Raw genomic sequence first — 22,231 nt, 5'->3', positions numbered from 1 at the left:
GTCAGGGCTCGTCGGTACCGCTGCGAACGAGCACGGAAACTACTGACCCCCTGACGGTTTCGCCGGCCGCGGTGCTGAGGAACACCGCGTAGTACTGGTCGGGCACCGGCTGCGCCACCGCGATCTGAACGTCCGCGGTGGCCGATCCGTCGGCGCCAAATTGACCGGACGAGGGCGCCACCGTGACCCCCGCGTCGGAGGACGTGCCGGTGATGCGGTAGCGGTCGACGCCGTCGACCATCCGTTGCAGGTCGACCTTGACGGTGCCGGTATGCCCGGGCGCGATCGCGACGGTGGGTCGCGAGACATTGACGGTCACGGCCGAGCTTCCCGCGCCGAACGACGGCGGCGCGGAGGACTCGGCGGTGCCCCACGCCTTGTCCGGGTAGGCGGCCAGTGAAAACTTCAGCTCTCCCCCGTCGCGGACGACGCGCTCCGGGATCCAGGTGCGGTCGGTGGCCTCCCCGTCGACGGACAGGCCGCCGATGTATTTCAGGCGGTGCGGGCCGGACGCTCCCGGGGCGGAGATCCGGATGAAACCGCCTTGCGGAAGGGCGATTACGGCGCGGTCGAACAACGGCGTGGCAACGGTGAGGATCGGCGTCCCCGGGGTGCTCGGGTACAGGCCGAGCGCGGCCCAGACGTACCAGCTGGACAGCGCGCCGAGGTCGTCGTTGCCGGGTGCGCCGTCGGGCGTCGGGCCGAACAGTCCGCGGACCCGGTCGACCGTGAGCTGAGTCTTCCAGGGCTGGCCGACGTAGTTGTACAGCCAGGGCACCCCGAAGCCCGGTTCGTTGCCGGCCCACAGATACGGCTCCTTAGGACCCACGTTCAGCTCTTCGGTGAGCCGGTCGAGCCGGCCGGCGACGGTGCTTCGGCCGCCGAGAGCGGTCACCAAGCCGGCGACGTTGTGCGGTACCCACCAGACGTACTGCTCGGCGTTGCCCTCGTCGAACCCCTCCTGGCCGAAACCCGAACCGGACTCTACGAATCCCGGGCCGGGGGGAAAGAATCCCATCGCGTTGCGGGGCGAGATGTACCGGGTGCTGGGGTTGAACAAGTTCTGCCAGTACTGCGCCCGGTACTGAAATTCGGTGGCTGTCGCCGCGTCGCCGAGCGATTCGGCGAAGCGGGAAATGGCGAAGTCGTCGACGGACCATTCGAGCGTGATCGAAGCGCCCGCGCCGAACCCCGCCGTGTCCGGTAGGTAACCCAACCGCAGATAGGTGGCGATGCCCGGTCGCTCCACGTAGCCGTCCAACCCGATGCCGCCCTCGGTCGCCGCGCGCACCATGTAGCGCAATGCCTTGTGGGCGTCAAAATCCTTGGCGCCGAAGGCGTATAGGTTCGCGATGAGCGGTACCACGCTGTCTCCGGTCATCTCGCCGGTTGCCGAATTCGCCAGCGCCCAACGGGGAAACGAACCGCTCTGCTCGGCGTCGTTGACCAGCGACTGGGCCATGTCACTGGCCTGTTTCGGGAAGAGCAGCCCCTGCAGGGCGGCCAGGCCCCGGTAGGTGTCCCAGTCGGAGAAGTTGGCGTACTGGGTGCGCCCCTTTTCCACGGTGTGGATGAGGCCGTCGAAGCCGATGTAGCGCCCGTCGGCGTCGTTGAAGGTGTTGGGGTGCAGCAGCGAGTGGTACAGGGAGGTGTAGAAGGTGTCCAGGTTGCCAATGTTGCGCCCGGCCACCGCGATACACGACAGCGTGGCATTCCATTCGGAAACCGCGGCCGCGCGCACCTGGTCGAAGCCGGCCCCGCCCTCGGCCGCGAGGTTCGCGCGCGCGCCGTCGATGCCGACGTAGGAGATCGCGGTCCGCACCTCGATCGCCGAGCCGGACGGGAACTCCACGTAGCCCCCGCTGTAGGGCGACGCCGCGGTGCGGGCGCCGGCGACCACCGAATAGCCGTCCCAGGCGCCGTAGGAGACGAACGGCCGGCTGAACTTCATCGCGAAGTACACCGTGTAGGTGTTTCTCTTGCCGCAGAACCCGCCGCTGGTCGTCCACCCGGTGATCGTGGTGTTGTCCTCGCCGATCTGGATGGTGGCGCGCGAGTTGCCCGCCAGCGACGCACCGGAACGCACGTGGAACAAGGCGGGCCGGCCGTTGCGCGGGTAGCGGAACCGGCCGACGCCGGTGCGGGTGGTGGCGGTGAGTTCGGCGGTCACGCCGGTGCCGGGGAACCGAACCGTGTAGTACCCGGGCTGGCCCTGCTCGGTGTCGTCGTGGGCGATCCGTTCCCACGCGTTCCACGGCTGCGCGCCGATCGGTGTGGTGGTCGGCAGCATCGAGATGTCGCCGAACGCGGCGCAACCCACCGAGGCGTGCGTCATGCTGAACCCGCTGGAGCGCGGGTTGTCGTAGTTGTAGCCGGCGTAGTTGCCGACGGTGTCCGGCGAATACTGCACCATTCCGAACGGCGCGGAGGCGCCGGGAAAGTTGTTGATCTCCCCCACGGTCTCACCGCCCGTCCCGGTGCCGATGAGGGTGTCGACGTGGTCGACGGGATCGGTCACGAGCGGGGGTTCGCCATCGTAGGCGATCGGCGGGGCCGCCGCGACGAACGTCAGGAACACGGCGCCCGCCGCGACCAACGCGATGAGGGCCCGATAACGGGCGCGTGACCGCATAGCTGTTCTCTTACTGCATGAGCGCCGCATCGCGGGTTATTTCGGCGATGCCGGAAGTTCGGAGAAATTCACTAGCAACGTTTGCCACCTTCGTCGGCTAGTCTCATTCCGCGTGGCTGGCGCTGGTACCGGCCCAATCTTCGGGAGGTTTGCTTATGAAACACTTGACCGCAGCAACCATTACCGTGGCGCTTAGTCTGGCGCTCGTGGCGTGCGGCTCTAGCAACAAATCATCGCCGTCGACGTCGACATCCACTTCGACGTCAACGTCGACTTCAACGACCACCTCGAAAACCTCGGCGACGCCGAGCGCGCAGGGCGGTCCGACGATCGCCGACTACATTCGCGACGCCCACATCACCGAGACTCCGGTGCACCACGGGGATCCCGGGCCCAACGTCGACCTGCCGGTGCCCGCAGGCTGGCAGATCAACCAGAACGCCGGCACGTCGTACGGCGGCATCGTTCTGGCGCAGCCGTCCAATCCGTCCGATCCGCCCACCATCTCGGCGCTCTACTCGAAACTGACCGGTGACGTCGACCCGGCGAAGATCATCCAGTACGCGCCCAACGAGGTACTCGGACTGCCCGGCTACCAGGGCACCGGCAACGGCGCGGCCTCCACGCTCGGGGGTTTCCAGGCCTGGCAGCTCAAGGGCTCCTACCAGAGGGACGGCAAGACGCGGACCGTCGCGCAGAAGACGGTGGTCATCCCCAGCCAGGGCGCGGTTTACGTGCTGCAGCTCAACGCCGACGCGCTGCAGGCCGACGAGGCGCCGTTGATGGACGCCGCCAACATCATCGACGACCAGACGACCATCACCCCCTGATCGTCGGCCGCCTTTCGGGGCGCCGCGGCGGTGAAACTCCCTACGCCGCGGCGCCCGATTGGCCTTACGGTGTTGGCATGCCAGAACAGTCGCACGCCATAGACGCCGCACACCCCCCGTCGGCGCTACTGCGTCTCGTCAACCCCGTGCTCGGGTTCCTGCTCCGCACCCCGCTTGCCGGACCGGCACGCAAGCAGCTGATGGTGTTGAGCTTCACTGGGCGAAAGACGGGGCGGGAGTTCACAATTCCCGTGAGCGCCCACGTAATCGACCATGAGCTGTATGCGTTGACCGGCGCCCCGTGGAAGCAGAACTTCCGCGGCGGCGCGACCGCCGACGTCGTCTACGACGGCAAGACGACGTCCATGCGCGGCGAGCTCATCCGCGACCGCACCATCGTCTCGGACCTTTTCCACCGCTGCGCCGAGTCCTACGGTGTGCAGCGCGCGCAGCGAATGATCGGGCTGAAGTTCCGCGATGGGCGCATCCCGACCCGCGAAGAGTTCGCCGAAGCCGTCGACCGGATGCACCTGGGGGCGGTCCGCTTCACTCCGGCCGGCTAGCCGCCCGCAGGTGGGCGGTGAGCAGCTGCTGGTCGAATCGCGAGTGCGAGGTGATGGCCTCCTTGCCCAGCGCGGCGAAGTCCTCGGCGATCTGCCGCGCCAGCGGCCATAGCTTCATATTGCGCGCCTGGGAAAGCGATTTGAGCAGATTGAAAGCCGCATCGTCGTCGACGCCATAGACCAACATCAGCATGCCCTTGGCTTGGTCGATCACGCCGCGACGCTCGGCGATCGCGGCGACTTTCGCCGTGATGGCGTCCTCGGATTTTCTGGTGGGCGCCGGCGTGACGTCGATGTAGAAGCCGTGGGTGCCGATCACCTCGCCGGCGTCGTCGCAGAATTGATCGCCCACCACGACCACGTGGTGCACCGCGCCGCGGGTGTCGACGATGCGGTGCCGCGCGCTGAACGGCTGACGATTCTTGACCATGTCGTCGATGGTCGCGGCCACTTGGCGACGATCCTCGGGGTGCTTGTGCGACAACACCAACTCGGTGGTCGGAGTCACCGTTCCGGGTTCATAGCCGTGCATGCGCTGCACCTGTTCGGACCATTCCCAGCGTCGGTCTTCGAAATAGAAGCGGAACCAGCCGGCGCACTGCGGTGTACCGCCCGCCAGCGCCTGTTCGACGGCCGCCGCTTGGCCGTCTAGTTGCCAAGCCATGGCGCCCGTCCCTGCAAGAGTGCGTCACGTTGCCGCAGCCGGCGCTCTGAGAGGCGACACAGTTCGCGGGATCGATCCACCTGCTGCCGCGCGCGTTGCAAGGAATTTGCGACGGAAATCTGCAGCGACCGGCTGGCCTCGGCGCTGTCCCGTGTCCCCACGAAGCTTCGCCCGACGGTTTGGCGCAGCGCGGCGGTCCGGCGGGCCGTTCGCGCCCGGTGAGCCTTCTGCCGGCACGCCGACGAGCAGTAGATCGCGTCCGACCGGCCCGAGAAACCGGCGCCGCACATCGAGCACGCACCCCTGGTCATAGCCGTTACGTTACAGCTATGGCCGTCGTAACGGCTAGCGTCACCGTTGCCGGCGGTTGCGCTCGGCGACTCTGCGGTAGGCCTGGTCGAGATCTGCCGCGGGGGCCTGCGAGCCGGCGATGCTCTGTTCGGCGGCGAGCGCGGGTTCGACGACCGCCGCCGATCCCCGCCGATAGATCTCCTTGAGCCCCCGCATAGTGACCGTCGGCACGGCCGCAATCTGGGCGGCCAGCTCCAGCGCGCGGGGCAACAGGTCGGCGTGGGCGACGACCTCGGTGACCAGCCCGATTTGTTCGGCCCGCCGGGCGTCGACGATCTCCCCCGTCATCGACATGCGCCGCGCCATCGCCGCGCCGACGAGTTGCGGCAGCCGAGCGGTCATGCCGCCGCCCGGCAGGATGCCCACGTGCGCGTGGGTGTCGCCGAAGATGGCGCGCTCGGAAGCAATCAAAAAGTCGCAGCCGAGCGCTATTTCGAGGCCGCCGGTGAACGCCGGGCCGTTGACAGCGCCGATGACGGGCGTGCGCATCTCGCCGACGCGGGTGACGCAGTTGTGTGATTCGTACACCGCGAAGTAGTCCCCGCCCCGGGCCGCCGCCTCCTTGAGATCGACTCCCGCGCAGAAGGCGGGGTCGGCACCCGTCAGCACGACGACGGCCACGCCTTCGTCGTCGTCGGCGGCGCACAGCGCGTCGAACAGCGCCTCGACGAGGTTGCGGCTCAACGCGTTACGCGCATCGGGCCGGTTGAGGGTCAGCACTCGAATGCCGTCGTGGTCGGCCGATGCCAGCGGCTGCGTCACGACTCCCCCTCCGGCCCCGCGCCCGCGCCTGCGCGGGTCCGGGTGATGATCGGCCGTGGGTGACCCGCGGCGAGCGCCGTCCGCCGCACCGAATCGGCGACCGCGTCCGCCCGGCGCTCCGGCACCAGCGCGATCACGCAGCCGCCGAATCCGCCGCCGGTCATCCGGGCACCGAGCGCGCCGGCGCCCACCGCGGTATCGGCGATCAGATCGATGTGTTCGGTCGTGATCTGGAAGTCGTCCCGCATGGAGACGTGCGACGAGGTCAAGATGTGGCCGGCTTCGACATAATCCGAATCACCCAATGCCGCAACGAAATCCAACACCCTGCCGTTCTCGGTGAGGACGTGGCGCGCGCGGCGGGCATCGATCGGGTTGCCGACTGCGCTCAACTCCGCGCGTCCGCGATCCCAGACTTCGCGCAGCGACGACGCCCGCAAGTCGGCGGCCGCGCGCTCGCAGGACTTGCGGCGGGCGGCGTATTCGCCGCCGGCGTGGCTGTGCCGGGCCCTGGAGTCGATCAGCAGCAGCGCGACCCCGGACGCGTCGGGGTCGAAGGCCACCGGCGTGAGGCTGAGGTCGTGAAAGTCGATCAGCAGCGCCGTCGACGGCTGCCCGAACAGCGAGGCCAGCTGGTCGAGCAAACCGGTTGGGGCGCCGACATAGTCGTTCTCCGCGCGCTGGGCCAGCCGCGCCTGCTCTTTTTCGTCGATGCGCATGCCGGCGGCCGCCGCGATCGCCCCCAGGACCGCGCATTCCAGCGCCGCCGAGGAGGACAGGCCCGATCCCATCTCCACGTCGCTGGTGATCCACATCGTGCCGCCGGGTATCGGCTGCCCGGTCTGACGCAGTGCCCACACCACCCCGGCGACGTAGGCGGCCCAGTCGGTCACCTGGCCGGGGAAGGTGTCGAGCGGAAATCGCACCGCGCCCTGCGCGCGCTGGCTGTGCACGGTGATTCCATCGGTGCGGTCGGGCGTGAAGGTCACCACGGTGCGCTGCGGCAGCGCGATCGGCAGCGCGAAGCCGAGGTTGTAGTCGGTGTGCTCGCCGATCAGGTTGACCCGCCCGGGGGCGGCGTAGCGGACCGTCATCCGAGCTCCCGCAGCCGCGCGGCGACGGCCTCGGGCGTGACGTCGCTGATGAACGCGTCCATCGCCGATTCGGAGGCCGCCAGGTACTTGAGCTTGGTGGCGCTGCGCCGGATCGACATCAGCTCGACGTGGAAGTAGCCGTCGTCCTGGGCGGCGGTGGCGGCGAACTGGTGCAGGGCCGAGATGTACGGCAGCGGAGTCGTATACATCCGGTCGAACCGCCCGAGCACGTCGAGGTAGATGTGCGCGAACGCATCGAGTTCGTCCTCGCGGAGGTCGAGGAGGTTGTGCACGAACCTGTTCGGGTACAGGTGCACCTCGACCGGCCAGCGCGCCGCGAACGGCACGAACGCCGTGAACAGCTCGGTGCGCGCGACGATGCGAGAGCCGTCGGCCAACTCGCCCGCCAGCAGGTCGGCAAAGAGGTTGGAGCCGTGGCGCATTCGATGCTCGCGCGCCTGCGCCAGCATGGCGGCGGTGCGCGGCGTCGCGAAGGGGTAGCCGTAGATCTGGCCGTGCGGGTGGGTCAGCGTCACCCCGATTTCCTCACCGCGGTTTTCGAAACAGAACACCTGCTCGATGCCCGGTGTGGCCATCAGGTCCGCCGTGCGGTGCCGCCACGCCTCGATCACCAGCCGGGCGTGCGCCGGTTCCAACTCCGCGAACGACCCGGCGTGGTCGCTGGAAAAGCAGATCACCTCGCAGCGGCCGTGGCCCGGGGCGCAGACGAAGCCGTCACCGGCGGGCGCACCGACGGGCTGCCCGCCGCCGGACAGGCTCGGGAACCGGTTTTCGAAAACCACGACGTCGTAGTCGGGGGCGGGCACCTCGCTGGTCAGGCCGCTCGGTCCCGGACACAGCGGGCACTGGTCGGCGGGCGGCTTGTAGGTGCGGTCCTGGCGCAGCGCCGCGACGATCACCCACTGCCCGGTCGAGCGGTCGTATCGCAGCTGCGACTGGTCCGGGGCCCGCGGCGGCAACGGCCTGCGGTCTTCGACCGGCGCCGGACGGTGCCCGGGCAGCGCGAAGAACAGGAGGTCCCGGCCGTCGGCCAGCGTTGCCCGCGTAGGCGCCCTCACGACGTCGAACACTAGCCTGGGCCGCCCGGCGCCTTTCGGGTAACCATGGGGTGTCCGGCCGACGAGGGGGTATCGCATCACTGTTCTCTACCAACGGGCCCGAGACTGGTGGATCGGGTCGGATCCCGGCCTGCTGCGGCTCCGGATGGCGACGCGCACCACCGCCGCGCTCGGTTGTTCGCTGCTGATCATGTACCTGGTGACCAAGGCGGCGGGCCAGCCGTTGACGGTCGCCCTGCTCGGTGTCGTCATCACCATGGTCGCGGCGCGATCGGTCAACGAGCCCGACCCCCGTCGGCAGCGGGTCACCATGGCGCTGCTGCCGCTGCCCGCCGCGGCGTCCATCACCGCCGCCGCGGCGCTCGCGCCGCACCCGGTCGCCAGCGACGCCGCGTTCGTGGCGGTGGTGTTCGCCGCCGTCTACGTCCGCCGCTTCGGGCCTCGCGGCAGGGCGTTGGGCATGGTCGCGTTCATGTCCTATTTCTTCACTTTGTATCTGCGGGCCCGCATTTCGGAGTTGCCCTGGTTGATCGGCGCGGTGCTGGTCGGGACGCTGTGCACGTTCGTCATGAGCGCGTACGTCCTGCCCGACCGGCCCGAACGCGTGCTGAGCGCCACCGTTCGGGCGTTGCGGGCGCGGATGGCGATCGTCGTCGACACCACCGCCGACGCGGTGCGCACCGGCCGGTTCGACGAACGCCGCCGCCGCCGCATGCGTGCCCGCACCATTCGGCTCAACGAGACGGCGCTGATGGTGCAGGGCCAGATCGAGGACAAGGCAGATCCCGCCGTGCTCTGGCCCGGTGTCACCAGCGAACAACTGGCCCCGTGGCTGTTCGACGCCGAGCTGGCCATCGAATGGGTTGCCACGGCGGGTCGACGGGCGGCCGCGCTCTCCGCGGACATCCCCATCAGCACCCGCGTCGAGCTGGTCGGGGCGCTGACCCAGCTGGCGCGGGCGATCCGCACGCCGCAGGGCGACGGCCTGCGGCGGGCCGCGAGCCAGGCGCAGCGGATCCTCGACGAGTACGCGGACGCGGCCGAGGTCCGCCGGCTGGCGCTGGCGATCATCAACGCGGCCAGGGCGACGGCCGAGGTCCGGGCCGTCGTCGAGGGCGCCGCCGCCGCGAGGGCGGATGCGCTGCAGCGCGCCGAGGACGTGCCGCCCCCGGCGCCGAGCGGTGCCGACCTGGGCGCCGCCGAGCGGGGCCTGCGCCCGACCACCCGGCAAGCCATCCAGGTATCGGTCGCCGCGTCGCTGGCCATCGTCACCGGGGAGCTGGTGTCACCGGCCCGCTGGTACTGGGCGGTGATCGCGGCGTTCGTGATCTTCGCCGGCACGAACTCCTGGGGCGAAACCCTGACCAAGGGTTGGCAGCGACTGCTCGGCACCCTGCTGGGCGTGCCCTGCGGCGTGCTGGTGGCCACGCTGTTCACCGGGAACACCACCGCCTCGCTGGTGGCGATCTTCGTCTGCCTGTTCTGCGCCTTCTATTTCATGACCGTCACGTACAGCCTGATGACCTTCTGGATCACCACGACGCTGGCGCTGCTGTACGGCCTGCTGGGCCAATTCTCCTTCGGCGTGCTGATGCTGCGGATCGAAGAGACCGCGATCGGGGCCGTCATCGGCGTGGCGGTGGCCATCCTGGTGCTGCCCACCCACACCCGGACGACGATCCGCACGGACAGCCGCGCGTTCTTGACGGCCTTGTCCGCGCTGATCGAGATTTCCACGGCGACGATGTTCGGCGGCGACGAGACGGTCAGCCCGACCGAGCAGGCGCGCCAACTCGACCGGGCGCTGCAGCAATTCCGGGTCAGCGCCAAGCCGCTGCTGGCCGGGGTGGCCGGGCTCGCCGGCCGGCGAAGCATCCGGCGGGCCTTGCGGATATTCGCCGCGTGCGATCGTCACGGGCGCAGCCTGGCGCGCAGCGCCGAGCAATACCAGGATCCGATCGGATCGGAAAGCCTGGCAACGGATTTCATGGCGGCGGCGGCGCAAACCCGAAGCAATATCGACGCACTGTGCGCCGTGATCGACGGCGCCGAGGGCGTCACCGTCAACTCCGCGACCGACGACCTGGACGCCGCCGAGACCGCGGCCCGGCACCGGGACGGCGACGGCGAGTTCGGCGCCGATGCCCGGCGGTTCCTCAGCGCCGTGCACGCGCTTCGCCAAATCGATCGGGCGATCATCACCGGGGCCACCAACCTCGGCGCGCGCGAGGGCTACAGTCCGGGCAGGCAGGCGGGGAAGATGCACGGCGAGGTGGGCGGGGTCTGAACTTTCCTGAGCAGATCCGCCAGGTGGACGAGCGACGGCAACAGGATCGCGTCCACCCCCGCCTTTTGATCCTGGGGCAGGTTGCGGCTGTCCAGGTCCACCTTGGTGACCTGCTGCTGCAGGCCCGCGATCCGCTGGTTTCGCTCGGCCGGGGTGAGGTTTTCCCAGCTGGCGTCGAGGTCCGCGATCTGGCGCCGCAGCTCGTCGGCCTCCGCGAACGGATCCCCCTGAGCGGGCGGCGGGCGCAGCGGGTAGGCATGGCCGGGCGTGGGCTGAACCGGCTCGTCGGCCCGCGCGGGACTCGACGCCGCCAGCGTGCCAGCCACCAGCCCTGCCACAACAATTGTCGTGATTCTCCTTGAGACGAAACGCATTTGGCGCCCCTCCGCACTACGGCGCGAACGCGCAGATCAATCCGAGCACCCGCTCGCACTCCTCGCGGGTGCGGAAGACGGGCGGGGGCGGTGGCGGGGGAGGTCCCTCGACGATGTTGTCGGGGCAGCCACCGTAGTACCCGGGTGGGCACTGCTCGTGATAGACGTGGCAGACGTTCAGGTCCCACCCGGTGGCCCGCAAACCGGGCCACACGTAGTCGCCCGGGCACCAGCGCATCCCGGGACCGTGGTAGCACCCCGTCCTCGACGAGCAGTGGTCGTCGTCGGCGTGGGCGGTGCCCGCGGGGACCCCCGCTGCGGCCACCGCCAAGCCGGCCGGAACGAGGACTCCGGCGAGGACTCGCTTCATGCAGTTAGGTTGCGGCACACCGCTTGCCAAATTTTCGCCGATTTCTTGCGGAATTCTTGCGTTGGCCGATGACGGCGCGACTGCCGGCGCCTGACAAGATTGCGGGCATGACCGAACCGGCAATGGCCCGCGTGGCGGTCTACCTCGACTTCGACAACATCGTCATCTCGCGGTACGACCAGGTGAACGGGCGCAACTCGTTCCAGCGGGACAAGGCCGCCGGGCTCGAGCAGCATGCCGATCGGCTGGGCCGGGCGACGGTCGACGTCGGCGCGATCATTGACTTCGCGTCGTCGTTCGGGACGCTGGTGCTCACCCGCGCCTATGCGGACTGGTCGGCCGACGTCAACGCCGGCTACCGCGGACAGCTGGTGGCCCGCGCGGTCGACCTGGTCCAACTGTTCCCGGCGGCGGCCTACGGCAAGAACGGCGCCGACATCCGGCTGGCCGTGGACGCGGTCGAGGACATGTTCCGGCTGCCCGACCTGACCCACGTGGTGATCGTGGCCGGCGACTCCGACTACATCCCACTGGCGCAACGCTGCAAGAGGCTCGGCCGGTATGTGGTGGGCATCGGGGTGGCCGGCGCGTCGAGCCGGGCGCTGGCGGCCGCCTGCGACGAATTCGTCATCTACGACGCGCTGCCGGGGGTTCCGGTGTTCGAGCCCGAGCCGGCCGGCGCCGGCACCCAGGCCGCCAAACCGAAGAAAGCAAGCGGCCGCGGCAAGGCGGACAAGCGCGAGGAACCCGAGGAGCCACCCGACCCGCAGGCCGCCGCCACCGCGCTGCTGACGCGCGCGCTGCAAATCGGGCTGGAGAAAGACGACGCCGACTGGCTGCACAACTCGGCCGTCAAAGCGCAAATGAAGCGGATGGACCCGTCGTTCAGCGAGAAGTCTTTGGGATTCCGGTCATTCAGTGATTTCCTGCGGTCGCGGTCCGACGTCGTGGAGTTGGACGAGAGCTCGACGACGCGGATGGTGCGGTTGCGCGGTAAGGACTGAGCGCCTCCCCTACGCTGACGACCGTGACACGGGAAGCGATTCGACCGCGACGCTCATGGCCCGCCTGGCTCACCCGCAACGTTGGGGTGCTCTCCGGCGTTTCCTTCCTCCAGGACGCCGCCAGCGAACTGCTGTATCCGCTGCTGCCGATCTACCTCACGGCCGTGCTCGGTGCGCCGCCGTCGGTGGTGGGAGCCGTCGAGGGGATGGCCGAGGGCGCCTCGTCGCTCACGAAACTGGCGGCGGGCCCGCTGGGCGACCGGTTTGCGCGGCGCCCGCTGATCGCCACCGGTTACGGGATGGCGGCGCTGGGCAAAATCATCATCGCGGTGGCCGGGGCGTGGCCGGGTGTGCTGGCGGGCCGCGTCGTCGACCGGCTCGGCAAGGGCATTCGCGGCGCCCCGCGGGACGCGTTGCTGGTCGACGGCGTGGACGAGGCGCAGCGCGGCCGGGTCTTTGGCTTCCACCGCGCGATGGACACCTTGGGCGCCGTCGTCGGTCCGCTGCTGGGGTTGGCGGGCTACGAGCTGCTCGACCACCGGATTCCGCCGTTGCTGTATGTCGCAATCGTGCCGGCCGTCCTGAGCGTGGCACTCGTCTTCCTCGTGCGAGAGCGCAGCCGTCCCGTCCCCGGACCGCAGCGGCAGTCCATGTGGGCCGGCGTGCGCACGTTGCCGCGGCCCTATTGGCGGGTCACCGCGCTGCTCATCGGCTTCAGCTTGGTGAATTTTCCGGACGCCCTGTTGTTGTTGCGGCTCAACGAGATTGGCTTCTCGGTGATCGAGGTGATCCTGGCCTACGTCGGCTACAACGCGGTGTACGCCCTGGCCAGCTACCCGGCCGGGTCGCTCGCCGACCGCATCGGCAAGCCGGCGTTGTTCGGGCTCGGTCTGGCGTTCTTCGCGATCGGCTACACCGGGCTGGGACTGACCACCGATCTCGTGACGGCCTGGCTGCTGATCGGCGCCTACGGCGTGTTCACCGGGTGCACCGACGGCGTCGGGAAGGCCTGGATTTCGGGTCTCGTCGGCAAGGAGCATCAGGCCAGCGCCCAGGGCGTGTTCCAGGGCGCCACCGGCCTGGCCGTGCTGGTGGCTGGGTTGTGGGCGGGCTTCCTGTGGGGTTCGAACGGGCAACTGCCGCTGCTCATTTCGGGAGTCACGGGCGGAGTGTTCGCGGTCGTGCTGCTCGGCGGCCGGCTGGCCCGCGCCACGACGCAGGCGTGACCTTCAGGCGGCAATACACGCAGCGCGATTGTGTATGGCGAGTTACTGGCAAGGTTCTATTCGGCACCCCCTATCGTTGACAGCGGCGCGGCGTGGCCATACATTCTGAGAAACTCGTCGCGAGGAGACCGTCATGACCGTCGGTGCCGCTCCCCCAAGCGTTTTCGACGCCGGCCTGCCGACGCTGGAGTACGACGCCGAGGAATCTCCCGGCGACGTCTATCCCCGCCTGCAGGCCGCGCAGCGGCAGGCCCCGGTCGCGCTGGGACCGCACGGGCCCGAGGTGCTCTCCTATCACCTCGTGCGGTCCATCCTTCGGGGACCCGCGGTTCCTGATCCCGCCCGGCATAAACCTGCTCGCCCAGGGCGTCACGTCGGGGCCGTTGTGGGACAAGGTGGTCAACAGCCTGCTGTGCCTGGAGGGCGACGAGCACCACCGGCTGCGCAGCCTGACGTCCAAGGCCTTCACGCCCCGCGCGACGCTGCGCCTGCACGACACCATGGTCGCGGTGATGAACGAGCTGGTCGACCAGGTGATCGATGCGGGTCGCTGCGACGTGGTCAGCGACCTCGCCCGCCCTTACCCCGTCCCGATCATCTGCGCGTTGCTCGGCGCGCCGCGCGAGGACTGGCAACAGTTTTCGTTATGGGCCGACGACGTCTTCAAGGCCTTCAGCTTCACCGTCGATATTCGCGAAGTCGAACCGGTTGTGATGCGGGCGTGGCGGGAGCTCGACGACTACGTCGACGACATGGTCGCCCGGCGCCGCAGCAGCCTCACCGACGACCTGCTGTCCGACCTCATTCGCGCCGAGGATGACGGCGATCGGCTCAACGCGGCCGAACTGCGCATGCTGGCCGGCGGCCTGCTGCTCGCGGGCACGGACACCACCCGCAACCAGGTGGCCGCCTCGGTGCACGTTCTGTGCGAACACCCGGAGCAATGGGCGCTGCTCAAGAGGAACCCGGAACTAGCGATGCCCGCGGTGGAGGAGACGATGCGCCACTCGCCGATCGCCGGCGGCACCCTGCGGCTGGTGGTCCAGGACGCCGAGCTGGACGGCTACCTCTTCCCCGCCGGCACCATGGTCCTGGTGAATACCGCTGCGGCCAACCGCGATCCGGCGGTCTACGACGAGCCGGACCGCGTCGACATCACCCGCCAGGGAGCGCCGCCGATCCTGACGTTCGGTGGCGGTGCGCACTACTGCCTGGGCGCCAACCTGGCCAGGCGCGAGATCGCCGAGGCACTCAACGTGATCGCGGCCCGGCTGCTGAACCCGCGCGTCGCCGGGCCGGTGCCGTGGAAACCGATGGTGAGCCTCAGCGGCCCGCTGAGCCTGCCCATCGAGTTCGACACGTAGGGACGGCCTCTGCGCGAGCATACGCAGAATCGCACCATCTCGCCCGCAGGGGTGCGATTCTGCGTCTGCTCGCGGTCATTTAATCGGCGGACGAATCGACGCCCAAGGGTGGGCCGATTCCAGTTGCGCCGCAACACGAATGAGCACATCCTCGCGGCCGTAGGCGGCGGCGAGCTGGACACCGATCGGGAGGCCTTCGGCATTGCGGTGCAGGGGCAGGCTGATTGCGGGCTGGCCACTCATGTTGAACGGCGGCGTGAACACCGCGAACTGACCGGCACGGCGCATGGGCGCCGTCGGGTGCGCCGGGTCGTTCTCGAATTCCGCTAGGGGCACCGGCGGTTCGGCCACCGTCGGCGTGAGCAGGAGGTCCCAGCCGTCGGCCCACCACTGCTGCAGCGCCCTGCGGAAACCCCACACCGCCTCCTGGGCGACGGCGTAGTCGATCGCGGTCAACCGCTGCGCGCGCTCGACGTGCACCCAGTTGACCGGCTCGATGTCATCGGCCGTCACCTCGCGTCCGAGCGTCTGGCCGAACCCGCGCGCCGCCATCGCCAACTGGGTGGCCCACAACGCCATGAACTTTGGCACCAAGGAGGTGTCGGCGAGGCAGGCCGGCCAGGCGTGCTCGACGGTGTGGCCGAGGCCCTCCAGCATCGACGCCGCGGCGCGCACCGCCGAGACACAGTCGTCGTGCAGGAAGTCACCGCGCGGGTGCACGTCGAGCAGCCCGATGCGCAACCGGCCGGGGTCGGCGCCGACCTCGTCGGCGTAGGGGCGCTGCGGCGGCGGGGCGATGACGGAGTCGCCGACACCGGGGCCGCGCACCGCGTCGAGCAACCGCGCCGTGTCGCGCACCGTGCGGCTGACGCAGAGCTCGACGCCCAGGCCGGCCTCGGCGCGGACGGGGCCCGTCGTGATTCGTCCCTGGCTCGGCTTGAGGCCCACCAGCCCGCAGCACGACGCCGGGATTCTGATGCTGCCGCCGCCGTCGGAGGCGTTGGCGAACGGCACCATCCCGACGGCCACCGCCGCCGCGGCGCCGCCGCTGGAGCCGCCCGGCGTGCGGTCGAGCGCCCACGGGTTGCGGGTCGCTCCCCAAGCCAGCGGCTGTGTGGTGGGCAGGCTGCCCATCTCGGGGCTGTTCGTCCGCCCGGCAATCACCAGGCCGGCCGCCTTGAACCGGGCGACCAGCGTCGTGTCGGCCGCGTCGATCTTCGCCGCCTCTTTCAGCGCGACGTTGCCGTTCGACATGGTTTGGCCGGCGAAGCTCGTGTACAGGTCCTTGAGCAGGAACGGGACGCCGTGAAACGGGCCGTTGGGCAGGTCGGGGTCGGCGGCCACGGCCCGGGCGTGGTCGAACCATTCGATGACGACCGCGTTCAGCGCGGGGTTCGACCGCTCGATGCGTTCGATCGCCGCCTCGAGCAGCTCACCCGGCGTGACCTCGCCCTTTGCCACCAGCGCCGCCTGGTCCGCGGCGTCCATCCAGCGGGTCTCGTCGGCAAGGCTCATGCCTCTGGGTCTACGTGACGAGCGGCCTCTTGGGCAAGTTGGACGCGGGACGATAATCCGAGCTTGGCGTAGACGTGGGTCAGGTGGCTTTCCACCGTCCGCAGCGAGATGAAAAGCCTTGCGGCGATGGTCTTGTTGGCCAAGCCTTCGCTCACCAAACCGACTACGTGACGCTCGCTCGGTGTAAGTGATTCCCAACCGCTAGTCGGACGTTGGCGTTCGCCGCGGCCCCGTTGGGCGTAGGCGATCGCCTCGTCGGTCGACAGCGCCGCACCGTCGGCCCAGGCGGTGTCAAAGTCGCTGTAATCCATAGCCTCGCGCAGACGGTTTACGGCGGTGTCGTGGTCAGCATCGTGGATTTTGAACCGGACCGTGCCCATGCGTTGCCGGAGGGCGTCGGCCGCGCCGAAGAGTCGGGCGGCTTCGACGTGGCGCCCAGCCTCGATGGCCAGGATCGCCAAGAGCTCCATGATGTCGGGTATACCGAGCAGCGCGTTGAGACCGGCCGCCGACGCGAGTGCTTCATGAGCGTCGCGCTCAGACCTGGCGTGCTCCCCTTGCGCGATCAGCACCCGGGCACGGGCGGTCAGCGCCAAGACCCGATGCCAGCCGATGCCCACAGCGACAGCTTCGTCGGCGCAGCGACGCGCCGCCTCCAGATCGGCTCGGGCCAACGCCGCGTCAGCTCGCAGATACGCGTGCATCTGTTGGTGTATTGGGTTGGGACTTAACTGCTTCCAACACAGTTCGCTCGCGCGGTGAGCCTCGGCAACCTCGCCGGCGGCCAACGCCGCGACGGCGCGAGCACCGTGAGCATTTCCCGTCCAAAGGTCGCCGAACTCGGCGAGCACTCCCGCGGGCGCGTCGAAAATGGCACGCGCGGCGGCAGCGTCGCCCCGGTGCGAAACGAACATTCCCCGGAAGTGCATGCTCACCACCCACCACATGGCGTCGCGTTCCGCTTCCGCGTCGATCTCGACTTCTTGCAGCGAGGTAATGGCTCGCGCGACATCCCCTGTGACCCCCTGCGCCCAAGCCAGCCAATGACGGCACTGGCGAACGATGAAGCGGTCGCCGACGGCCGCCGCCAGGCGGTGACCCTCTGCACCGCACTCGGTAGCAGCACCGGGATCACCGTTCATATAGGCCAGATTGGTCTGCCAGCCGAGCACCTGCGCGACTGTCCACTTGTCCCCCAGTGGGCGTGCCAGCTGGATTGCTTCGTCCAAGTACTGCTGGCCGGGCTGGCCGATGTACGCATTGATAACGCCGCACGCGAGGAGCGCACGAGCTAGCAGAGCTGGATCGCCGATCTCCCGTGCCATTGTCAAGGCTTCTTCGGCCCAGGTCGCGCTGTCGGCGCCAACCATCCATGTGTGCAGCAAGGCTCGGTCAGCGAGAGCGCGAACCTCAGCCGGTGTCAAATCTCCGCGACGGCTTTCAATTTCGCCGAGTGCTGGGTGGAACCAGCCCATCAACGCTTCATGGACTCGGCCTCGCACCAACCAGAACGGCACCAACGCCGACGCCAGACGCAACGCGGTCTCGGCATCGCCCCGGTCCAGACTCCAGCTGAACGCGGCTCGGAGATTGTCGATCTCGGCTTCCACTCGCCCAATCTGGAGCTCATCGCTGCACTTGGCCGGGTCGTCGAGGGAACGGGCGATCGCCATGTAGTGATCCCGATGGCGGGTCCGCACGTCGTCGCCGTCGCCCGACTCGCCGAGCTTTTCCAACGCGTACTGGCGCACGGTTTCCAACAGCCTGTATCGCGTTGCGGCGTTGATGTTTTCGGCTATCACCAATGACTTGTCGACGAGCAGCGTCAGCTGATCGAGCAGCTGGTAACGCTCGAAGTCGCTGCCGCCCGCAACCGCTCGGGCCGCTGCGATGTCAAAGCCACCCACAAACACCGCCAACCGCCGAAGCAACGCGCGCTCCGGCTCGGTCAACAACGCAAACGACCAATCCACCGATGCCCGTAGCGTCTGCTGCCTGCGCACCGCCGTGCGAGCGCTGCCGATCAGCAGGCGGAAGCGATCCTGCAAGCTGTCGCGGATCTCATCGACGGACAGCGCTCGCACGCGCGCCGCCGCCAGCTCGATCGCCAGCGGCATCCCGTCCAGCCGCCGACAGATCTCCGCGATGGCAGTCGCGTCAGCGACGCTGAAGTCGGGCCGCGCGAGGCGAGCTCGGTCAACGAACAGCTCGATCGCCTCGTCCGCGAGAGATAGCGACGGCACTCGCCACGTCACTTCCCCGCCGACTCCGATGGGCTCGCGGCTGGTCACCAGAAACCTGAGACCGCCGCAGGCGCCCAGCAGCGTCTTGACGAGAGTGGCCGTCGCGTCCAGGACATGCTCGCAGTTGTCGAGCACCAGCAGTATCGGACGGTCTCCGACGAATCCCGCCAGTGTCTCCATCGTCGAGCGGCCCGGCTGGTCGGGCAGGCCTAGCGCCCGGGCCGCGGCGATCGCGACGATGTCCGGATCCGCGATGGGAGCAAGGTCGACGAACCACACTCCACCGTCCAGCTCGATCGCTAACGCACCCGCGACCTCTATCGCGAGGCGCGTCTTACCCACCCCACCGGCGCCCGTCAGCGACACCAGCCGATTGGTGGCCAGAACCCGCCGCACCTCCACCAGCTGTTCGGCGCGGCCGATGAAGCTCGTCAACTGCGCTGGAACATGATGGACAGCGATGGACTTCGGTAGGCGCAGCGGCGGGAAGTCGTTGATCAGCTGGGAGTGACAAAGCTGCAGCACCCGCTCGGGGCGCGGCAGGCCACGAAGCTGATACGTCCCCAGCTCCACCAGCCACGCACCGGGAGGCAAGCTGTCGATGACCATCGCCTCAGTAGCTCCGGACAGCACCGTTTGGCCGCCGTGGGCCAGGTCGCGCAGGCGGCCCGCCCGGTTGATCGCCGGCCCGATGTAGTTGCCCTCGTCACGAAGCTGCACGTCGCCGGTATGGATTCCCAGGCGCAGTCGGATCGGGGCCAGTGGAGCGAGCTGTAAAGCGAGGGCACACGCGACCGCGTCCGCCGCACGGCCGAACGCGATCACAAAGCTGTCGCCCTCGCCCTGTTCGATCGGGCGTACCCCGTGATGGGCGGCGACCAGGTCGCACAAGGCACGATCCAGGCGTGCGACCGCGGCGGCCATCTCGTCGGACTGGCTCTCCCAGAGCTGCGTCGAGCCTTCTATGTCGGCGAGCAGGAGCGTCACCGTCCCGGTCGGCAGCTCATTCACGCCCAGGTCACTCCAGGTCAGCGCGTCCACGCAGGGTTCTGTAGCGCTCATGCTAGCCAGCATGCGGTGGCGAGCGAGCCCGAACATCGGTGGAAACTCGTAGAAGACGGCCGCCACCGAGGCATCGTGGAGCCACCCCATGTGACGAAGACCCACGTACACAATTCGCGGTCGGTCCGGGCCGGCTTTACGCTCGGTGGTTACAGGAAGTTAACGGGGGTTTTGTTGATGCGTGGGATCCGGGGGCGGACTCTGCCCGCACACAGGCTTGCCCTGGTGGTGACGGGCTGCGCCGTCGTCGCATCCTGTTCGGCAACGGTGGACCCGCCTGCTGCCACGCCGACCACCTCCAGCTCGACCTCGTCGACCACGGCCAATGCGGCGCCCGCGCCGCCCCCGGTGACGGGCCCGTTGGAACGGGACTGGAAGAGCTACGGCGGGACGGCCTACGTGGGGTGCCCGGAGAAATTCGTTGAGCGCAAGTCGGCCCTCGAGGACATTCGCCCCAAGGTGTTCGACACCAAGACGGGTCAATACGTCGTGCCGGGCGTGCCCACGGTCCCGGCCGGCGAGACCCTGTCGGGCGGCATCTGCGCGCTGACGGGGACGGCCGACAACATGAGGGTCGTTTACGTGGTGACGACGAGCAAGCAGGGGTCACAACCCGAAGCCACCAAGGCCACGGCCTACGCTTTCGACCTCAAGACGAGCCAGCCCTTGGTGACCAAGGAGCTGGCGCCGCCGACGCCCGATCTGAAACTGACGGCGGCGAACGAGTGGGGTCTCGCGGCGACCGCGACCGGCGTGGCGTGGGTGAACGCGTTCACCGACGGGCACAGCGCCGCGTCACCACCGCGGACCGTCATCCTTTCCGGGACCGATCTCTCGATGATGTGGAACGACCCGCAGCCCGGCCGGGTGTGGCAGGACGTGCTCTCGTTCCAGCGCAACACCGACGCGGCCAAGGCGTCGGGAGCGGAGCTGCGCCGGCCGAGCGGGGAAGCGATCTATCAGGACAACGACATCTGGACCGTCGACGGCGAGTTGTCCGACGGCCCGGACGCACTGGTGAAGATCACCCACTGGGATTCCTACAACCCCCCGCTGGTGTCGACGATGTTCTACGACCTGAACGCGAAATCCCTTATCAAGATTGGCGATTCGGATCGGGTTTCCGGCGGTGGATTGTCCGCCACGTTGTCGGACGGGAAATTATTCGTCGACGCCCTCAAATCGGACAATTCACAGTTCGGGTTCGGGGTGTGGAACCTGCACACCCAGCACTGGGATCTGTTGAAGACGCGCGATGACGCCAAGAAGATGTCGATCGCGAAACTGGCGTACTTCCAAGACCACCTCTACATCACGAACGTGGGCAACACCTACGCCGTCCTGGCCCTGCCCGCCCCCGATCCGGTCGCGACGACGTGGTCGGTCCGGCCGTTCGCGCGGATCTCGGGCTGGACGCTGGTGTGCCGCGGCGAGAACGCCGCCGCCCTGAACGGGGATTGCAAGGACATCGTGATGGTGCAGGACCAGGACGGGCACTTCCCCGGTCCCTGGTTCTGACTCAGCGAAAGCGGACGTTCAGCGTCGCCATCCCGAAGATCTTCTGGCCACCGGATTTCGCCGCGATGACGACCACACCGCTGCGGGTCTCCGGGTCCAGGGACTTGACCCGCCCGGTGAACTCGATGTCGGCGCCCTCGGCGGCCGACACGATCGCGGGCTGGGACAGCCGCACCGCGTACCGGGTGACCGCGCCGGGATCGCCCGTCCACGCCGAGGCGAATCCCGCACCCAGGCCCATTGTGAGCATTCCGTGCGCGATGACGTCGGGCAGGCCGGCCAGCTTGGCGATGCCCTCGTCCCAGTGGATCGGGTTGGCGTCGCCGGCCACGCCGGCGTAGTTCACCAGGTCGCCGCGGGACAGTCGGGTGTGGTGGGTCGGTAGCTCGTCGCCGATCTTCACGTCGTCGAAGGACGGGGTGCCCGGCGTGCGGGTGGCGCCACCTTGCGCGACCCGAACCTCACCCTCTGGGCGCACCGTCTTCTGATATCCGGCAGCGCCTTCGCCGATCGCGACGATGTCCACGTCGTGCATCATCATTTTCGGCACGGCCAGCTTGATCGCCGGATCGACGTCTTCGGCGGTGATGCCGATGACGGTGGTGTGCAGGGTGTGCACCCGCTCGCCGTCGGCGTCGGTGAAGGTGTTGGTGACTGTGATGAAATCTCTGCCGGCGGTCCTGCGCACCGACGTCAGCTCGACGTCGACGAGCAATTCGTCGCCGGCCACGATCGGGCGGTGCTGCTCGAACACTTCTTCGGTCTGCAGGTAGGTGTCGTAACCGACGACCACCGACTCGAACATCCGGCGATTGCAGGTCATGCCGGGGACCGACGTGAACGTCAGCGGCGCCACCAGCCCGGAATAGCCCAGCTCAGCGGCGGCGGCGACATCCCAGTGCACCGGGTGATAGTCCTGCACCGCGCGGGCGTACTCGCGGACCTTCTCGCGGCCGACCAGGTAGGTGCCGTCCATCTGGTAGTAGTGGCCGACCCGCGATTCCAGCGCCGGCGCATCCGCTGCTGCGGTCATGGATTGCTCAACTTTCCTGCCGGCCTGTTTGCTGACGCCGGCCGAAACACCCTAGCGCGCCGACACCTGGGCGACACCTGCAGGTCATGTTCTCGTGGCGCTTGACCGCATATACCCTACGGGGGTACCGTTAGGGCCATGAACGAAACTGGAAGCTGTGCCTGCAAATCAACCGGCTGTGCGTGCGGTACCTCCGGGTGCACTCAATCGGCTGGCTGCCAGTGCGGCCATCCGGACTGCACCTGCAACGACTGATCACT

16 protein-coding genes and 1 pseudogene are annotated in these 22,231 nt (G+C 68.6%); 7 read left to right on the top strand and 10 right to left on the bottom strand.

Annotation, left to right across the window (positions count from 1 at the left end):
- Position 1: 1 nt before the first annotated feature.
- The gene (locus AC5Y4S_RS00085) at positions 2-2,632 is read right to left on the bottom strand and encodes a GH92 family glycosyl hydrolase (protein WP_500029096.1); all 2,631 of its coding nucleotides are present in this window, start codon (positions 2,630-2,632) and stop codon (positions 2-4) included.
- 155 nt (positions 2,633-2,787) lie between these two features.
- On the opposite strand from AC5Y4S_RS00085, the gene lpqN reads away from it, so the two are divergent.
- Both lpqN and AC5Y4S_RS00075 read left to right on the top strand, forming a co-directional pair.
- Positions 2,788-3,462, top strand: a complete 675-nt coding sequence (gene lpqN / locus AC5Y4S_RS00080) for an envelope biogenesis lipoprotein LpqN (protein WP_500029093.1) — start codon at positions 2,788-2,790, stop codon at positions 3,460-3,462.
- 77 nt (positions 3,463-3,539) lie between these two features.
- Positions 3,540-4,025 (top strand): hypothetical protein, encoded by a 486-nt coding sequence (locus AC5Y4S_RS00075; RefSeq protein ID WP_500029091.1) that lies wholly within the window; start codon positions 3,540-3,542, stop codon positions 4,023-4,025.
- On the opposite strand, the gene AC5Y4S_RS00070 is transcribed toward AC5Y4S_RS00075, so the two are convergent.
- From AC5Y4S_RS00070 to galT, 4 genes are all read right to left on the bottom strand, one after another.
- A complete protein-coding gene (locus tag AC5Y4S_RS00070; protein WP_500029090.1) occupies positions 4,009-4,689 on the bottom strand; it encodes a PAS and ANTAR domain-containing protein in 681 nt (226 codons plus the stop codon). The genes AC5Y4S_RS00075 and AC5Y4S_RS00070 overlap by 17 nt on opposite strands.
- Positions 4,690-5,040: 351 nt before the next feature.
- On the bottom strand, positions 5,041-5,802 hold the full coding sequence (locus AC5Y4S_RS00065; RefSeq protein WP_500029089.1) for an enoyl-CoA hydratase: 762 nt from the start codon (positions 5,800-5,802) through the stop codon (positions 5,041-5,043).
- Positions 5,799-6,896, bottom strand: coding sequence for a galactokinase (locus tag AC5Y4S_RS00060; RefSeq protein ID WP_500029088.1), 1,098 nt, complete (start codon positions 6,894-6,896; stop codon positions 5,799-5,801). Before AC5Y4S_RS00060 ends, AC5Y4S_RS00065 begins: the two co-directional genes overlap by 4 nt.
- Entirely contained in the window at positions 6,893-8,053 is a 1,161-nt protein-coding gene (gene galT, locus AC5Y4S_RS00055; protein ID WP_500029087.1) for a galactose-1-phosphate uridylyltransferase, read from the bottom strand. The genes AC5Y4S_RS00060 and galT overlap by 4 nt, the downstream gene beginning before the upstream one ends.
- A gap of 67 nt (positions 8,054-8,120) precedes the next feature.
- Here galT and AC5Y4S_RS00050 point away from each other — a divergent pair, with 67 nt between their 5' ends.
- On the top strand, positions 8,121-10,262 hold the full coding sequence (locus AC5Y4S_RS00050) for an FUSC family protein (protein WP_500029085.1): 2,142 nt from the start codon (positions 8,121-8,123) through the stop codon (positions 10,260-10,262).
- Here the strand turns inward: AC5Y4S_RS00050 and AC5Y4S_RS00045 are convergent.
- Complete coding sequence (locus AC5Y4S_RS00045; protein WP_500029083.1) at positions 10,208-10,588, bottom strand: hypothetical protein; 381 nt, start codon at positions 10,586-10,588, stop codon at positions 10,208-10,210. The two genes, AC5Y4S_RS00050 and AC5Y4S_RS00045, sit on opposite strands and share 55 nt — an antisense overlap.
- Positions 10,589-10,652: 64 nt before the next feature.
- The gene (locus AC5Y4S_RS00040) at positions 10,653-11,006 is read right to left on the bottom strand and encodes a hypothetical protein (RefSeq protein ID WP_500029081.1); all 354 of its coding nucleotides are present in this window, start codon (positions 11,004-11,006) and stop codon (positions 10,653-10,655) included.
- 107 nt (positions 11,007-11,113) lie between these two features.
- Between AC5Y4S_RS00040 and AC5Y4S_RS00035 the strand changes: the two genes are divergently transcribed.
- The 3 genes and pseudogenes from AC5Y4S_RS00035 to AC5Y4S_RS00025 all read left to right on the top strand — a co-directional run bounded on the left by AC5Y4S_RS00035 (position 11,114) and on the right by AC5Y4S_RS00025 (position 14,600).
- Positions 11,114-12,010 (top strand): NYN domain-containing protein, encoded by an 897-nt coding sequence (locus AC5Y4S_RS00035; RefSeq protein ID WP_500029080.1) that lies wholly within the window; start codon positions 11,114-11,116, stop codon positions 12,008-12,010.
- A 23-nt stretch (positions 12,011-12,033) separates the two neighbouring features.
- The gene (locus tag AC5Y4S_RS00030; protein WP_500029078.1) at positions 12,034-13,236 is read left to right on the top strand and encodes an MFS transporter; all 1,203 of its coding nucleotides are present in this window, start codon (positions 12,034-12,036) and stop codon (positions 13,234-13,236) included.
- Positions 13,237-13,369: 133 nt separating this feature from the next.
- A pseudogene (locus tag AC5Y4S_RS00025) lies at positions 13,370-14,600 on the top strand (cytochrome P450).
- Between the two features lie 75 nt (positions 14,601-14,675).
- On the opposite strand, the gene AC5Y4S_RS00020 reads toward AC5Y4S_RS00025, so the two are convergent.
- Both AC5Y4S_RS00020 and AC5Y4S_RS00015 read right to left on the bottom strand, forming a co-directional pair.
- On the bottom strand, positions 14,676-16,115 hold the full coding sequence (locus AC5Y4S_RS00020; RefSeq protein ID WP_500029076.1) for an amidase: 1,440 nt from the start codon (positions 16,113-16,115) through the stop codon (positions 14,676-14,678).
- Positions 16,112-19,432, bottom strand: coding sequence for a LuxR family transcriptional regulator (locus AC5Y4S_RS00015; protein ID WP_500031987.1), 3,321 nt, complete (start codon positions 19,430-19,432; stop codon positions 16,112-16,114). The genes AC5Y4S_RS00020 and AC5Y4S_RS00015 overlap by 4 nt, the downstream gene beginning before the upstream one ends.
- Before the next feature lie 165 nt (positions 19,433-19,597).
- Between AC5Y4S_RS00015 and AC5Y4S_RS00010 the strand changes: the two genes are divergently transcribed.
- Entirely contained in the window at positions 19,598-20,938 is a 1,341-nt protein-coding gene (locus AC5Y4S_RS00010) for a hypothetical protein (RefSeq protein ID WP_500029075.1), read from the top strand.
- A gap of 1 nt (position 20,939) precedes the next feature.
- Here AC5Y4S_RS00010 and AC5Y4S_RS00005 read toward each other — a convergent pair whose 3' ends face one another.
- On the bottom strand, positions 20,940-21,971 hold the full coding sequence (locus AC5Y4S_RS00005; RefSeq protein ID WP_500029074.1) for a fused (3R)-hydroxyacyl-ACP dehydratase subunits HadA/HadB: 1,032 nt from the start codon (positions 21,969-21,971) through the stop codon (positions 20,940-20,942).
- Between the last annotated feature and the right edge of the window lie 260 nt (positions 21,972-22,231).

Source organism: Mycobacterium sp. NGS64, from assembly GCF_059812245.1.
The sequence above is the reverse complement of the archived record's forward strand: the minus strand, read 5'-3'. Positions and strand labels throughout refer to the sequence as shown.

Excerpts from the sequence above, each read along its gene's own strand:
- AC5Y4S_RS00050 (WP_500029085.1), top strand. The coding sequence starts at position 8,121 with ATGGCGACGCGCACCACCGCCGCGCTCGGTTGTTCGCTGCTGATCATG.
- AC5Y4S_RS00005 (WP_500029074.1), bottom strand. The coding sequence starts at position 21,971 with ATGACCGCAGCAGCGGATGCGCCGGCGCTGGAATCGCGGGTCGGCCAC.
- AC5Y4S_RS00085 (WP_500029096.1), bottom strand. The coding sequence starts at position 2,632 with ATGCGGTCACGCGCCCGTTATCGGGCCCTCATCGCGTTGGTCGCGGCG.
- AC5Y4S_RS00020 (WP_500029076.1), bottom strand. The coding sequence starts at position 16,115 with ATGAGCCTTGCCGACGAGACCCGCTGGATGGACGCCGCGGACCAGGCG.
- AC5Y4S_RS00075 (WP_500029091.1), top strand. The coding sequence starts at position 3,540 with ATGCCAGAACAGTCGCACGCCATAGACGCCGCACACCCCCCGTCGGCG.
- AC5Y4S_RS00060 (WP_500029088.1), bottom strand. The coding sequence starts at position 6,896 with ATGACGGTCCGCTACGCCGCCCCCGGGCGGGTCAACCTGATCGGCGAG.
- AC5Y4S_RS00035 (WP_500029080.1), top strand. The coding sequence starts at position 11,114 with ATGACCGAACCGGCAATGGCCCGCGTGGCGGTCTACCTCGACTTCGAC.
- AC5Y4S_RS00015 (WP_500031987.1), bottom strand. The coding sequence starts at position 19,432 with ATGCTGGCTAGCATGAGCGCTACAGAACCCTGCGTGGACGCGCTGACC.
- AC5Y4S_RS00010 (WP_500029075.1), top strand. The coding sequence starts at position 19,598 with ATGCGTGGGATCCGGGGGCGGACTCTGCCCGCACACAGGCTTGCCCTG.
- galT (WP_500029087.1), bottom strand. The coding sequence starts at position 8,053 with ATGCGATACCCCCTCGTCGGCCGGACACCCCATGGTTACCCGAAAGGC.
- lpqN (WP_500029093.1), top strand. The coding sequence starts at position 2,788 with ATGAAACACTTGACCGCAGCAACCATTACCGTGGCGCTTAGTCTGGCG.
- AC5Y4S_RS00040 (WP_500029081.1), bottom strand. The coding sequence starts at position 11,006 with ATGAAGCGAGTCCTCGCCGGAGTCCTCGTTCCGGCCGGCTTGGCGGTG.
- AC5Y4S_RS00070 (WP_500029090.1), bottom strand. The coding sequence starts at position 4,689 with ATGGCTTGGCAACTAGACGGCCAAGCGGCGGCCGTCGAACAGGCGCTG.